General features: G+C 46.3%; 13 protein-coding genes. 1 reads left to right on the forward strand and 12 read right to left on the reverse strand.

Features of this window, described 5'->3' with window-relative positions; genetic code table 11:
* Positions 1-155: 155 nt before the first annotated feature.
* The 12 genes from ACTNB3_RS10410 to ACTNB3_RS10465 all read right to left on the reverse strand — a co-directional run bounded on the left by ACTNB3_RS10410 (position 156) and on the right by ACTNB3_RS10465 (position 11,443).
* Positions 156-638 (reverse strand): hypothetical protein, encoded by a 483-nt coding sequence (locus ACTNB3_RS10410; RefSeq protein ID WP_427819979.1) that lies wholly within the window; start codon positions 636-638, stop codon positions 156-158.
* A 48-nt stretch (positions 639-686) separates the two neighbouring features.
* Positions 687-1,586, reverse strand: a complete 900-nt coding sequence (locus tag ACTNB3_RS10415; protein WP_441025449.1) for an alpha/beta fold hydrolase — start codon at positions 1,584-1,586, stop codon at positions 687-689.
* Between the two features lie 40 nt (positions 1,587-1,626).
* Positions 1,627-2,754, reverse strand: a complete 1,128-nt coding sequence (locus ACTNB3_RS10420; RefSeq protein ID WP_441025451.1) for a linear amide C-N hydrolase — start codon at positions 2,752-2,754, stop codon at positions 1,627-1,629.
* Positions 2,755-3,076: 322 nt separating this feature from the next.
* The gene (locus ACTNB3_RS10425; protein WP_427806836.1) at positions 3,077-3,844 is read right to left on the reverse strand and encodes an EFR1 family ferrodoxin; all 768 of its coding nucleotides are present in this window, start codon (positions 3,842-3,844) and stop codon (positions 3,077-3,079) included.
* 193 nt (positions 3,845-4,037) lie between these two features.
* Positions 4,038-4,634, reverse strand: coding sequence for a TetR/AcrR family transcriptional regulator (locus ACTNB3_RS10430; RefSeq protein ID WP_154431767.1), 597 nt, complete (start codon positions 4,632-4,634; stop codon positions 4,038-4,040).
* A gap of 322 nt (positions 4,635-4,956) precedes the next feature.
* Positions 4,957-5,250 carry a hypothetical protein gene (locus ACTNB3_RS10435; protein ID WP_441025454.1) on the reverse strand — a complete coding sequence of 98 codons (294 nt, stop codon included), beginning with the start codon at positions 5,248-5,250 and terminating at the stop codon, positions 4,957-4,959.
* A gap of 382 nt (positions 5,251-5,632) precedes the next feature.
* On the reverse strand, positions 5,633-5,947 hold the full coding sequence (locus ACTNB3_RS10440) for a helix-turn-helix domain-containing protein (protein ID WP_441025457.1): 315 nt from the start codon (positions 5,945-5,947) through the stop codon (positions 5,633-5,635).
* Between the two features lie 88 nt (positions 5,948-6,035).
* Complete coding sequence (locus ACTNB3_RS10445) at positions 6,036-6,383, reverse strand: TnpV protein (RefSeq protein WP_441025460.1); 348 nt, start codon at positions 6,381-6,383, stop codon at positions 6,036-6,038.
* A gap of 97 nt (positions 6,384-6,480) precedes the next feature.
* Positions 6,481-7,386, reverse strand: coding sequence for a ParB/RepB/Spo0J family partition protein (locus ACTNB3_RS10450; protein ID WP_441025463.1), 906 nt, complete (start codon positions 7,384-7,386; stop codon positions 6,481-6,483).
* 252 nt (positions 7,387-7,638) lie between these two features.
* Positions 7,639-9,036, reverse strand: coding sequence for a 23S rRNA (uracil(1939)-C(5))-methyltransferase RlmD (gene rlmD, locus ACTNB3_RS10455; RefSeq protein ID WP_441025466.1), 1,398 nt, complete (start codon positions 9,034-9,036; stop codon positions 7,639-7,641).
* A gap of 64 nt (positions 9,037-9,100) precedes the next feature.
* Entirely contained in the window at positions 9,101-10,042 is a 942-nt protein-coding gene (locus ACTNB3_RS10460) for a 3'-5' exoribonuclease YhaM family protein (protein ID WP_320856181.1), read from the reverse strand.
* A 66-nt stretch (positions 10,043-10,108) separates the two neighbouring features.
* Positions 10,109-11,443, reverse strand: coding sequence for a S1C family serine protease (locus tag ACTNB3_RS10465; protein ID WP_441025469.1), 1,335 nt, complete (start codon positions 11,441-11,443; stop codon positions 10,109-10,111).
* Positions 11,444-11,601: 158 nt separating this feature from the next.
* Here ACTNB3_RS10465 and ACTNB3_RS10470 point away from each other — a divergent pair, with 158 nt between their 5' ends.
* Positions 11,602-13,977, forward strand: a complete 2,376-nt coding sequence (locus ACTNB3_RS10470) for an endonuclease MutS2 (protein ID WP_427819956.1) — start codon at positions 11,602-11,604, stop codon at positions 13,975-13,977.
* Positions 13,978-14,006 lie beyond the last annotated feature (29 nt).

Below are 14,006 nucleotides of genomic sequence, written 5' to 3' on the forward strand. Positions count from 1 at the left end.
GATCCCGGCCACCACCAGCGGCAGCGCCGCCATCATAAAGTCACGCATAAATTTTCACTCCCTTTTTCTTTTAAGACACCACTGCGCAAAGACCGCCTGACGGCTTTGTGAGGTGTTGCCTTTACTCTACAACAAAATCTGTCCAATCAATATGGTTATACACCATCCTTTATCGCCGCCCAAGATAGCGGAATGTATGCCGCTTGTATTCCCGGTACGCCGCGCTCCAACCACAGGCCGCAGATGATGCCCCGAAAGAAGATTTCCTCCGCCATACCGATTCCAAGCGTCAAAAACAAGTTTGCTAAAATCAATGCCGCACCACCGTTAAAGTTTATTCCCGCCGTAAAAGGGGAAAGGGCAATGAGCAAAAGCGGCGAAAAATAGAGCATTCTCTTCGCTGCCCCTTTTTCCGCACTGCGAAATCCCAGCTTTAAGATTCCTTTGTATCGGATGATGGAATTCGCCAATGTGATAATCACAAGCCCCCAGATTACAGCACCCCTGATCAGCGCGGAGGGAATGCCCTCTATTCCCGTGATCACCACGATTGCTCCTTGCGCGAAAAAGAACAACAGCAGCACAAGCATTGCCCCGGCGGTTTTCAGTACGATTCTGTCTTTCCGTTTCATTTTCATTTTGAGCCTCCTGTCCCATTCCCCGGCAATGTGCCAAAAGAAGTTCTGTCAATGCGATCTGTCTTCCACAAAATCGGAAACCGCTTCTTTGATTTCCTCTGCGTGTCCTGTCAGCAAATGCCCGCCACTTTCAAAGGAAATGAACGTGCAATTTGGGAATCTTGCTACCGCCCTCTCCGTTTCGATGTAGCTTGCCAGCTTATCGTCCTTTGCGTGGAAAATCAGCGTGGGGACCTGTAAATCCTCAATCGGATACTCCCCAAAGTCCCTCGCCATATCGGGGTTGGTAACGGAAGCGTCCAGTATCACGCCGACTTTTCTGTCGTTTATGGGTAGCATACTGTAAATGGTGGACTGCTCCATCCCCATGATCGGCTCAAACATAGGGCTTAACAGGAACATGACGTAATCGTTGCACAGGAACGGGGGCGGTCCGGCATATTCGGCATATTTCTCCGGCTTCTCCACAGGCGGCATGGCGGAGCAGTATAAAATCAGACCCTTCGTGCGCTGGGGATAATCAAGGGCAAATCGGATCGCGACGCTGCCGCCTGCCGATGTGGCCAGAAGGTGCACCTTGTCAATGCCCAGCTTGTCCAGCAGCTCCACATAGGCCGCCGCCTGACTGGCGGGCGTTCCGTCGCCGGAAACGTCGCTTCCCAGGTATCCGAACCGTGAGGGAGCGATGATCCGATAGTCGGAGCAAAAGTCCTTACAGGTGTCATAAGCCTGGTCATAGCCGCCGAAAATGCCGTGGACGGATAAAATCACCTCGCCCTCACCCGAATCGACATAGGTTATTTCGCCGTAGCTTAATGCCGCCGTCTGGGCATTGTAAGCGGCAAGACGGTTTTTACTTTCCCTCACCGCCGCACCGCATCGTATCCCCTGGACAATGAAATACATTGCCAGGGCAAGGAATACTCCCCCCGCTATGTAACTCCACATTCGCTTACACCTTCTCTTTTCAGTCACTGATTTCGTAAAATCAAACCTCCAGACACTTCGCCCGCTGAGCCAGCTGTTCGATCAGCCGGTTTACGATTTCCGGCTGGTCATAGACGCAGCTCCAGCAGGTTTTCTCTCCGCCGTTCTCGCCGGGGAAGTTGCTCTGTGCCACAGCCGCCAGCGAGGTGCGGACTTCCTCGGCGGTCATCACGCCCTTTGCCGCATTCCGCCGCTGGGTGAGCGTGTTAAAACGCACATAGGACTGTCCACTTCCGGAGGTGCCGTAGTCCCCGTGGAGATAGAAGTTGGTCACCACCGGGGTGTCCGTCACCACCATCTCGCCGTTTTGCCACTCCACCGCCACGCTCCGCCCGGCAGCGTCGGAGAGGGAGAAGTGCTGGGCGCGGCCCAGGGAAAAGTGCATATCATACTGCGAAAGCAATTCCAACGCTTCCTCTACATTCGCCGCCTTGTCCAGCAGCAGCCGCAGACCGGAGACAATGGTAATGTCGGGCTTATCGGTATTCTGGTCGACACCCTCCTCGTGGCTCACCATGAGATCAGCCACGCACAGGCCCTTTTCGTTCATGCCGTCCAGGATAGCGTAGACGGAAGCCAGCGCCATGAACTTATCGCCCATGCTTCCATCGGGCTTCCAGTCCTCCCCAAAGCCCAGGAAGTCCAAATTGCAGGTGGCGATGGACTCATAGCCATTCTTGGGGATGGTATGTACCAGCATTTTGTCACATTCTTCCCAGTCGAAGTTGCGGCCAAAGAGGGCCGCACCGTCGGGACTTGTCACCGCGACGGTGGAGCAGCCGTAGTTTCCCCCGGCGGTGGAGGTGTCCGGCTTCCAGAAGCCGTGAGAGAGGAATGAGGCGATGTAGTCTCCCATCTCGGCGTCGCTTTTTGCCCCGCCCTGCTCCAGAAAGCCATCGAAGCCATAGTCTCCCTTATATTCCATACTCCACAGATGATCATCCAGCTTCTCGATGGTCATGGCCGCTGTGAGCTGGGTGCCGAACATGGTCCACGCTCCCGCAAGGGCTGCAATCAGCACAGCCGCAATAACAAGAAGCGCGATTATCGCCTTTCCAAGTCTTTCCGAGGAAGATGAGTCCGCTTCGTTCGATTTACAAAGCTCTTTTTCCGAAACGATCATTTTCATATACTCCTTCCTTGCCCATCGGGGCGCATTTATCATTTTATTCTGTACCTGCTTATATCGTAAGTCATTGTCGTGTAAACGAGAATTTATCTTACCCTTGCCATATAGTAATCCAATTGGTTCATCAAACTCCAGAATTGTTCTGCTTCATCCACGGATAGTGTTCTATACTCCATTTTCATATCCTCGCAAATTTTGATTCTCCGGTGAGCCACTCGTCTCTTGAAATTGCAAACACACCGGCTTTTCATTGCCCTCATCCGAAAACGCATCGACATCCCAATTTTTCTATCCATAAGCCGCTTTCCGCCCTCATGCACTTTCACTCCTCAGAGCCGTATTTTTCAAACCGGCACTGCTCTATTACCTCGTCCCCGAGCAGCGTGATGGCCTTTTGGGGGCAGCGGCTGATACAGCGGTAACACATGGTACACCGGTCTTCCGCGGTGGCTTTCCCGTCTCGCAGGGAGAGATTTTTCGTGGGGCATAAAGAGACGCACAGCCCGCAGCCCACGCATTTTTCGCTGATTTTCAGCTTGTCTGTGTATCCCGCCGTCTTGCCGTAAAACCACAGCCGCTGTCCAAAAAGTCCCTTCAGGTGGGAAAAGAAGGACAGCCCGTCCTGGGGGTAGTTTCCTTGCTTGATCTGCCGTGCGGCAGCTTCTATCTTTTGGTCGGCCTGACGGACGATCTCCCGGTTTTCCTCTGGCGTTTTCTTCAGCAGTTTGCTGTCGCAGACGGAATCTGGCATTTTGATCTGCAAACCGCCGAGTATTGTCGCCCCGCGTTTTCTTAAAATTCGAGCCGTACATCCTGTTCCATCACCGCTGAAAAGCCCCATCGTATTGACGCAAAAGACCTTTTTCCCATTCCATAGAGAAGAATGATTTTTAATAAAATCACGCACTATGATAGGGGCATTGGAAAACTGCGTCGGGTAGCCCAGCACAATGATGTCATGCTTTGTCAATATTTGAATCATCTCTGTATGTTCTAACGGAAAACTCTGAGCAGACGCGTCCAACAGTTTGACTAACTTTTCGACACAATGTTTTGTATTTCCAGTTCCGCTAAAATAGATTCCAATCATGAACGCATCTCCTGCCTTAAATGGGAAATTACTTTTTTACAGTGCGGTTACCCAAAAACATACTGCTGAAATTGCATAAAGTGGTGTCATAATATCTTTTCATTTTCATCTACACAATGCCTATATTTGCTTTTACACATTCCGTAATTTTCTGTCATTCATCTGTTCACTGGTGATGGTTTGTACGATCAACTTACTTCATCCCATAAATTTCAACAAAATGTGACAGATGCACACCTATCTGCGTCCACATTTCGTCCGTCCTGTCAGGCTCCCGGTCTGCAATCTCTATCATCACTGTTACCGGTGCTACGATTTCCAGAGCAAGCAGATTGGCATCAAACCTGCGAATCAAATTCTTTTCCATCATTTTTTCTAACATCAGAGCATACATTTCCTGATTTCCGGTCAGCTGGTGCTTTGATGTAAGTGCCGCAATCTTTTCATTTCTATACTGCTCCTTTGTACAAAATCTTCTGACCTTTTGTATCTGCGGATCCTTCATTGTGAATCCAACTCGTCTCAGACAATCTTCCTTGAATTCATCCAGTGATTCCGGAATCTTATCCAAATGAGAGCTATTTCCGAAATTCTCGTCATATTTATGTTCCATCATGGCAATCAGGGAATCGAGAATATCTTCCTTTCCCTTATAATGTGCGTATATGGATGGACCTTTTATTCCCACAGCTTCTGCAACTAAATCAATGGATGTCTGGTCATATCCCTTTTCAGAAAACAAATCAAGCGCTGCGAAAAGAATTCTGTCCTTTGTTTTTATCTTTTCCATTTCTTTTCTCCAATCTTCATATTCCTAATAGTCGTTAGGAATATTATACCTAATATTCGTTAGGAAGTCAATATGTCATGAAAACGAATCACAGCAAGTTTTCATCCTTGTTGTTCAATATTAACGATACAAAAAAGTGTCTCCGACACTTCAACGCCCCACCCCTCATTCATGAGGGGTTACAAAGACATTTGTTCAGCAGGATATGCAGTTGTGTTGTTTTGTGAGCACGCATTCCAAAACGCAAAAATCCCCGGAATACCATCTGATCAGAAGATGATATTCCGGGGATGACCTGAATCACATTTTCTATTTACGGCACCTACTCGATGTTCAACTCAGCAAGTCCTCCGCCGCGAATCTGGGCGTAGGAATTATTGCCATACAGCTCTCTGCCTGCGATATAATCCGGTAAGGCAGCAGCATCGCCTCTGGCCCATTCCGGCTCCGGGTCTCCGGGATTTGCCACCGAGGAATGATCGGCATACAGGAAATCCGCCGCCAGCTTTACCTTCCGGGACCCCACGCTGTACAGAACGTAGGCATCGTTTTCAGCTTCTTCCCGAAAGCAGTTTTCCTCGTAGTCATATGCCAGCGTGATGCCATCTTCTGCCATGTCGCCGTTGATATCCGCACAGGTGGTTTCCCCGAGGCTGTTCTCGCTGCGCTTCAGTGCATGTTTCCATAACCGTGATCAATTCCAATCACCATAATTGTTTCATTTTTGTCGTTTTTCATCATTCTCATAATCATACCTCGTTCTTTCTTTTCTTATCCGATCCTATCAATACTTACGTGAATTGATAAGATGGATATTTTATTTACTGGTTCTTTAATTATTCATATTTGATAATATGGATTATTAATAGTGATGGATTTTCCAATATGGGATTACCCATATCTGGTTTTCCTGTTTTCTGATATCTGGAGATAGGAATTTCCTATGACCTGATTGTCCCAAATTGGGCTATCCACCTTTAGGCTCTTCTCATCTCCATTCAATCATTTTCTTCTCCTAATGGAACTTCCCGGATAATATATTCGGCATCTCCATAAAAGCCATATTCGTTACGCAATCTGTGACGTTCCACATATCCATGATGCTCTAATTCCTTAATTGCGGAACGAACAGAATCAATTCCATCTCTGCTCAATGTTGCCAGTCCCTGCATGTTATAATTCCAATCGTCTGGTAGGCTTAACATCAGCGACAATAAGCCTTTCGCTTTCAATGTCAGATTCTTATTCTTGAAATGGTGATTACTCATTACCGTATAATTCTTAGTTCTCTCCACACGAAAAATCTGTGCCAAGCTCCTCACCTCCTTATGAAAAAAGACACAAATCAATTTTCATGACCTGTGCCTTTTCCTTCATTTATTCTGTTTATTTATTATTTCATTAAACGTAAATCAGTTCTTCTAAAATGATTTCCTCTGCGATTGCTCTGTGTTTGTTAGCAGCCCTTACCCAAGCCATCTGGTCAACCCCTTTCTCTGCCAATGGATCACTTTTTTCCAGCTCTCTCAGGATAATCTCTTCCCGTTTCCTTGCCGCCTGGTCAATCTCCAGAAGATGTTCTCCTATTGTGTCCTGTAAAAGCATTACCTGATATTTCGCCCGTTTATGATTTTTCAAATAATCTCTGCGGAGAAATCCATATTTTCCAAGTTGTGTCATCTGTTCTCCGGATTTATACTCCAGTTCTGGAAGCAAATATCCGTTTACATTCCTATAATTCAGTTCCATAGCTTCTTCACACTCCATTTCGTAATCATATATTGCGTCACCATCGTCTGACGTTAACTTTCTCCCAAAAATTGGAAAAAGTCTTTCTCTATAATACCTAATGCACATTACTTTTCCTATTCTTCTGCGCCCACCCTTTGAGTAACTTTTCAATCAAGTCTGCCTGTTGAGCCGGCGTATAATCTGCCGGGAAATACTTTCCGATCCGCTCAAGTGGGATTTTGATTTGTTCCCTCTGGTTCGGCTTGATTTCCTCCAAAATTTCGTAAATCATATCCATATCAAGACATTTTTGTTGGCTCATCCGCTTTAACCGGTTCGCCTGCGAAATGTTTGGGACACACTGTTCCAGTTCCATCACAGCATGAAGTTCATACTGTTCTGCTTCCGTCAGGAAGGAAATTTCCACCGCTGAACGAATTGCAAGCAGCTCCCGGTCAACCATATCCAAAATCTTTGGAATCAATTTTGTCAGACGGATATATCTTTTAATCTGTGTCACACTTTCCCACACCATCCGGGCAAGCTGTTCATTGCTGCGATTGTTTTCCATATACTTCGGTCCCAATGGGTCCGAAGTCATATCATCTACTCTGCCTTGATGTTTCATTGCTTCTAGTCGCATCTTATAGGCAAATGCCTTTTCACTCGGCAGAATTTTTTCTCTTTGGAGATTACTGTCTACCATCGCAATGATTGACTGGTCATCGTCCAAATCACGGATAATGGCTGGCACTTCTTCCATACCTGCCCATATGGCTGCCGCCTTTCTTCTGTGTCCTGCGATAATTTCATAACCGTCACCATCCGTATTATGGCGGATTAACAGCGGAACCAAAACCCCTTCCTTTTCCATGCTTTGGCGTAATTCAAACAATTCCTGATTTTGCTCCACCTTAAAAGGATGGTCTTTAAAATCATGAAGTTCTGAAACCTTTACCAGGACAATACCTGCACCCGACTCGTAATCCTTTGATGAACACATTACTCTTTTCTTTGTCATCTCAATTATCCTCCATTTAATCTGAATAAAAGAAAAGGACTCTTACCTCTCAGAAATTCTGAAAAACAAGCGTCCTTTTGACTGTTTTAACGATATTCAAATAAAAATGAAATTTTCTTTTTCATGTGTCCACTCATACCAGATGCAGAACTACCGATACCTCGATTCCGTCCATAATCTGCTTTTTTCGTCCCTGTTTACCTGTAGGTGCGAAACTCATATATCTCGCAAAGTGCCTAAAACAAAGGACTTCTACGAATTCACCCGATGTAGACAACATACGGTCTCGACATGCCCCGTCATAGGAAACATATCCACCGCCCGCACCTTCTCGAGTCCATATCCATTCTCACACAGGTATTTCAAATCCCTCGCCAGCGTCGCAGAATCGCAGCTCACATACACAATCCGGTCCGGTCCCATATTTACCATGGTCGAAAGCACGCTCTCTTCGCACCCTTTCCGCGGCGGATCCACCACGATTACGTCTGCGTGTGCATTTTCTCCCGGATGCTCTTTGGCATACGCGGCATAATAATCCGGCAGGACTTCTTCGGCTTTTCCGACATAGAATTCTGCGTTCTGAATTCCATTGATTTCGGCATTTCTCTTAGCATCCTCGATTGCCTGCGGTACGATTTCGACACCATAAACTTTTTTCGCCTTCTGTGCAAGGAAGAGCGAAATAGTCCCAATCCCGCAGTATACGTCCCACACTGTCTCGTTTCCGGTGAGACCGGCGTATTCCAGCGCCTGTCCATACAGCACGTTCGTCTGCACCGGATTTACCTGATAAAAAGAAAGCGGGGAAATCTGGTATTTTACATCTCCGATATAATCTGTGATATATTCCTGTCCCCATAGTAAACGAATTTCATTTCCCATAATTACATTTGTATTCTCACAATTAATGTTATAGGTAATGCTGGTCATTCCCGGGATTTGAGCCAGGGATTCGGTCAGTTTTTCAGCGCATGGAAGCTTCGTTCCATTAATTACAAGGCAGACCATGATTTCTTTCGTGATAAATCCAAACCGGATCAGCACATGGCGCACAAGCCCCTTTCCGGTAGTCTCCTCGTAAGCGCTGATATGGTTTTCTTTCATAAATGCCAGCACTTTTTCCAGAATCACACGATTGATCGGAACTCCAAGTGCGCAATCGTGATTGGAAATAATCTGATGGGTGCGTCCTGCATAAAATCCGGCAATCAAGTTTCCTTCTTTGTCTTTTCCAATCGGGTACTGGGCTTTATTGCGATAGTGAAATGGTTCTTCCATTCCCGCGATCGGCTCCATGATCCGATCGATCAGTTTTTCTTCAAATCCACCGATTCTGATCAGGTTTCCTCTTACTTTATTTTTCTTGAATTCCAACTGTTTTTCGTAGGAAAGGCTTTGAATCTGACAGCCGCCGCACTGTCTTGCGACCGGACAAACCGGTTCTGTGCGGTATGGAGACGGCTCCACGATTTCCATCAGGCGGGCGTAACCGTACTGTTTTTTTGCTTTCATCACTTTTACATTTACAACATCTCCGATTACGGCATCTTTTACAAAAAGTGTATATCCATCTACTTTTCCGATTCCTTCGCCATCCACTCCCATATCCGAAATTGTCACAACTGCCATATCATTTTTCTTTAACATGATGTTCTCCTTCATCCAATCTATAAAGGACGAAAGATATTTCTTCCGTCCCTTCTGCTTCTTGTTAAATGCTGGACTTTCTCAGGTTCGATTCAAACAGTTTGTTATATCCCAGCCAGTCTGTTGTATTCTTATCTTTAAAAATCTCGGTCAGTGTCTGCATCTTTGCATCTGTGCAGTCTGCGAAATTAAGTGCCACCGCTTCTGCAAGTGCCGGTTTTTTCGGAGATCCGTATTCCAGCTCGCCGTGGTGTGCGATAATGCAGTGCTTCAGTTCGCTTGCCAGTCTTTTCGGGAAATCCGGTATTTCGCGAATCGCATCATCGATCATCTCCACACCGATCACAATGTGTCCCAGAAGCTGACCGTCATCTGTATAGTCATTATCAGGGAAAGGAGAAAGTTCCCGAGTCTTTCCGATATCATGGCACATAGCTGCCGTATAAAGCAGATCTTTACTTAAAATGGAATACGCCCCAGCCATGTATTCACACATTTTCACAACGCTGAGTGTATGTTCCAAAAGACCTCCTGCAAAGCCATGATGTACTGTCTTTGCTGCTGAATGGCCTTTAAATCTCTTGATAAATGCTTCATCTTTAACAAAATAATACTGAATGATCTGCTGTAAATATGGATTCTTAACCTGTGCACCGTAGCGCATCAATTCTTCGTACATTCCATCCACGCTCTTGTCACTGGTCGGCATATAATCGACCGGATTATATTCTCCTTCTCCTGCAACTCGGAGCTGTTTGATATTCAGCTGCAGATTTCCATTATAACTGATCACATCACCAAACACTTCCACAAAGTCTTTCTCATCATAATCTGCAATCCCGTTGGAATTCGGGTCCCAGATCTTTCCATCCAGAGTTCCCGTCTTATCCTGCAGCATCAGATTATCGTATGGTTTCCCATTTCTCGTCTCTGCGCTTCTTTTTCCTTTGCAAAGATAAATTGTTCTAATTGTCTCGCCTTCGTGTAATGTATTGATGTATCTCATGTCTATCCTCTTTCTAACTTCTTTAAACTTTCCGGACCCATCCGGTGCCATATTCTTATGGCAATCTTATTCTTTGCTTCCTACTGTGACAGTAAATTCTACATCCACATATCCGGAAGCTCCCTGGCGCTTTCCCTTCACCTTGATCTGCTGCCCGACTTCGCATTCCATCAGACGCTTTCCGTATCCGGAGACCGTCGATATCTGATTCTTATTCAGCTCCACGATCACATCTCCGCTCTGAATTCCTGCTTTCATTGCCGGAGAATCTGCTTCGACTTCCTTCACGTAAATGCCTTCCGGAATTCCATCCGTCTCTGCAACACTGTCAGGTACCTCTACTCCCTTTACTCCCAGATATGGAATTGCTTTCCCATTGGAGAGCTGTTCTATATACTGTTTCAAATCAGAAACCGCATAAGCAGTAACCAGATTCATGCTTTCATTATCGGTAATCTTCTGATCGATAATCCCGATAACTTCCCCATTCGTATTAAACAAAACTCCGCTTCCTCCCGGAGCTGCCGCTATATCAGTCGTAAGCAGCCTGTACTCACCGTCCGCCACGGCCACCCGGTTTTTCACAGAACTGATAATGCCATATCCGGTACCTCCCGCGTATCCAAATTGTTTGCCAAGTGCAATTACAGGGTCTCCTTTTCCTACAATGTTGGAGTTTCCAAGCGTTGCCGCGACAATCTGCCCTGCTGTCGAACTGGAAAGCAGCCTTCGTTCAACAGAGAATACTGCCATTCCCAGATTTCGATCCTGTTTCTTTAGTGATGCCGGATACGTTACACCGTCTGAAAATGTCACATTCAGGCTTTGGGCATCCTTCATGATTCTCGCAGGTGCCAGAATTATGATTTCCAGTGCATTCTCCCATACAATGGTGCCGGAAACACTGTTCACATCATCATAGACAATATTTTCCCAGTTATCCTCATTCTTTACTGCACTGACCTCCACGACACATTTGTTTGCCTGAGAAGCCACCTGATAGAGTGCCCGGCTCATTTCCCGGTAATTATCGACCGTCAGGGCAGGATATGTAACCGCTTCTTCCTGCTGTACGTCTCCTTCTCCTTCCCCCGTCGGATCCTTCTCCGTCACATCTTCATCCGTATCTTCGGGAATCGAAACGGTGCCGCTTTTTCCTGAAAAAATAACTTCTGCCCACGGTCTTGCCGCACAAAATGCCAGACAGGCAGTAAGACCGAATATCAAGCCTTTGCCTGCTGTTTTACAGATTATATTTCTTAGCTTTTCCCCAGTCATCTGTTCATCTTTAAACGTCTCCTGAAGAAAAGAATAATGTTCCTCTTCTTCATGATCGGACGCTTCCGGATTCTGTGACATAGATTCTTGCACTTTCTGATCTTCATCCCGCTTTTTGAACATGTTATTTCTCCTTCAATTCAAAGCGTTTCGTTCAATGCTCTCTTTAGTAGTATACATGATTCTGCTTCAATGTTCAATGATAATAAATTTATCCTTTTCACTTTCATTTCCAATATAAATACTGTAGAATAGAAACAGATAAAATATGAGGTGTAATTATGAATAAGAAAACTTTATATAAACTTGAATTTGATAAAATCATTAATATGCTCACAGAACATGCTTCCTCCCCGGGAGGAAAACAGGCCTGTCAGAAGCTGAAACCGATGACTGACATCGGAGCGATTGAAACCGCCCAGGAACAGACTGCCGCGGCATTTACCCGAATCATCAAGAAAGGTCATCTTTCTTTCAGCGGATGCTATGCTGTGACCGATTCCCTGAAACGACTGGAAATCGGCAGTGCGTTAAATGCAGCGGAACTTCTTCGAATCGGAAAGCTTCTGAAAGTGGCAGCACGGGCAAAGGTTTACGGCAAACACGATACTGTGGAAGAATGCGCGGATTGCCTGGATGCATACTTTGAACAGATTTCTCCGCTTGCCCCGGTCTGCGCCGAAATTGATCGTTGTATTATCAGCGAAGACGAAATCAGCGATGATGCCAGTTCAAAGCTGAAGCAGATACGCCGCAGCATTTCTGGAATGAATGACAAAATCCATTCCACATTAAACGGACTGTTAAACGGCTCACTTCGTTCCTATTTGCAGGATGCCATCATCACGATGCGTGGTGACCGGTATTGCCTTCCGGTGAAAGCAGAGTACCGCAGTCAGGTACAGGGCATGATCCACGATCAATCCTCTACCGGCTCTACTTTGTTCATCGAACCAATGGCGGTTGTAAAATTGAATAACGATTTGAAGGAGCTTTATGCCCAGGAACAGGAGGAAATTCAGGTCATTCTCGCCCGGATCAGTGCGGATGTGGCTGAATATACCGAAGAGATCCGCACCGATTACCGCGTCATGACCGAACTGGATATGATTTTTGCAAAAGGTGCTCTGGCACTGGATATGAACGCAAGTCGTCCCACTTTTAATACAAAAGGGCGAATCCGAATCCGTGAGGGTCGACATCCTCTTCTTGACAAGAAAAAAGTTGTGCCGATCAGTGTTACGTTAGGAGATACTTTTGATCTGCTCATCGTCACAGGACCAAATACCGGCGGCAAGACGGTTTCTTTGAAAACGGTTGGGCTGTTTACTCTGATGGGGCAGGCCGGACTTCACATTCCGGCACTTGACCGTTCAGAACTTTCTGTATTCCGGCAGGTTTTCGCGGATATTGGGGATGAGCAGAGCATCGAACAGTCTCTGAGTACGTTTTCTTCCCACATGACGAACATCGTATCGTTCTTGAAACACGTAGATGAAGATTCGCTGGTACTTTTCGATGAGCTTGGCGCAGGAACAGATCCGACAGAAGGTGCTGCACTTGCCATTGCAATTTTGTCTTATCTGCATAATCGGGGAATTCGCACCATGGCTACCACACACTACAGCGAACTGAAGGTATTTGCACTCTCGACACCGGGCGTGGAAAATGCCTGCTGCGAGTTCGATGTTGAAACCTTAAGTCCCACCTACCATCTACTGATCGGAATTCCCGGAAAGAGTAACGCGTTTGCAATTTCTGAGAAGCTCGGACTCCCCTCTTACATCATTCAGGATGCCAAAAGCCGTCTGAGTGAGGAGGACGAATCCTTTGAGGATCTGCTGACCGATCTGGAGGCAAGCCGCAAAACCATTGAAAAAGAGCGGGATGAAGTTGCTTCCTACCGTCGGGAGATGGAACGCATGAAATCCGAAATGAAGATCAAGCAGGATAAACTGGACGCACAGCGCGACAAGATTCTCCGGGAAGCCAACGAAAAAGCAAGCGCTATTGTAAGAGAAGCGAAGGATTTTGCCGATGAGACTATGAAAAATTTCCGCAAATTCGGCAAGGAAAATGTGTCTGCTGCCGAGATGGAGAAAGAACGGGAACGCATCCGTAAACAACTGGCAAAGACACAGAATTCTTCCCGTATCGAACCGGCAAAACCGAAAAAGGAGCACAAGGCTTCTGATTTCCACCTCGGAGATTCCGTCAAGGTACTCAGTATGAATCTTACCGGAACAGTGAGCTCCCTTCCTGACGCAAAAGGTAATCTTTTCGTACAGATGGGAATCTTGCGCTCCCAGGTATCCATGTCGGACCTTGAAATCATTGAAGAACCACTGACAATTACCGCAAAGCAGATGCGGCGTACTTCCAGCGGCAAAATGAAAATGAACAAATCCATGCACATCAGTTCCGAGATTAATCTTCTCGGTAAAACGGTGGATGAAGCCGTTGCCGAACTCGACAAATACCTGGATGATGCGTATCTTGCCCATTTAAGCCCGGTCCGCATTGTACACGGAAAGGGAACCGGTGCACTGCGCAATGGCATCCATCAATATCTGCGCCGTCAAAAGCATGTCAAATCCTTCCGTCTCGGAGCATTTGGCGAGGGAGATGCCGGTGTAACGATTGTAGAATTCAAATAAGACTGTGCGAACAGTAAACCACAGGTATG

This window comes from Bariatricus sp. HCP28S3_D3, from assembly GCF_052065755.1.
Lineage (GTDB): Bacteria > Bacillota > Clostridia > Lachnospirales > Lachnospiraceae > Allocoprococcus.

Excerpts from the sequence above, each read along its gene's own strand:
- ACTNB3_RS10410 (WP_427819979.1), bottom strand. The coding sequence starts at position 638 with ATGAAAATGAAACGGAAAGACAGAATCGTACTGAAAACCGCCGGGGCA.
- ACTNB3_RS10415 (WP_441025449.1), bottom strand. The coding sequence starts at position 1,586 with ATGTGGAGTTACATAGCGGGGGGAGTATTCCTTGCCCTGGCAATGTAT.
- ACTNB3_RS10420 (WP_441025451.1), bottom strand. The coding sequence starts at position 2,754 with ATGAAAATGATCGTTTCGGAAAAAGAGCTTTGTAAATCGAACGAAGCG.
- ACTNB3_RS10425 (WP_427806836.1), bottom strand. The coding sequence starts at position 3,844 with ATGATTGGAATCTATTTTAGCGGAACTGGAAATACAAAACATTGTGTC.
- ACTNB3_RS10430 (WP_154431767.1), bottom strand. The coding sequence starts at position 4,634 with ATGGAAAAGATAAAAACAAAGGACAGAATTCTTTTCGCAGCGCTTGAT.
- ACTNB3_RS10435 (WP_441025454.1), bottom strand. The coding sequence starts at position 5,250 with ATGGCAGAAGATGGCATCACGCTGGCATATGACTACGAGGAAAACTGC.
- ACTNB3_RS10445 (WP_441025460.1), bottom strand. The coding sequence starts at position 6,383 with ATGGAACTGAATTATAGGAATGTAAACGGATATTTGCTTCCAGAACTG.
- ACTNB3_RS10450 (WP_441025463.1), bottom strand. The coding sequence starts at position 7,386 with ATGACAAAGAAAAGAGTAATGTGTTCATCAAAGGATTACGAGTCGGGT.
- rlmD (WP_441025466.1), bottom strand. The coding sequence starts at position 9,036 with ATGTTAAAGAAAAATGATATGGCAGTTGTGACAATTTCGGATATGGGA.
- ACTNB3_RS10460 (WP_320856181.1), bottom strand. The coding sequence starts at position 10,042 with ATGAGATACATCAATACATTACACGAAGGCGAGACAATTAGAACAATT.
- ACTNB3_RS10465 (WP_441025469.1), bottom strand. The coding sequence starts at position 11,443 with ATGTTCAAAAAGCGGGATGAAGATCAGAAAGTGCAAGAATCTATGTCA.
- ACTNB3_RS10470 (WP_427819956.1), top strand. The coding sequence starts at position 11,602 with ATGAATAAGAAAACTTTATATAAACTTGAATTTGATAAAATCATTAAT.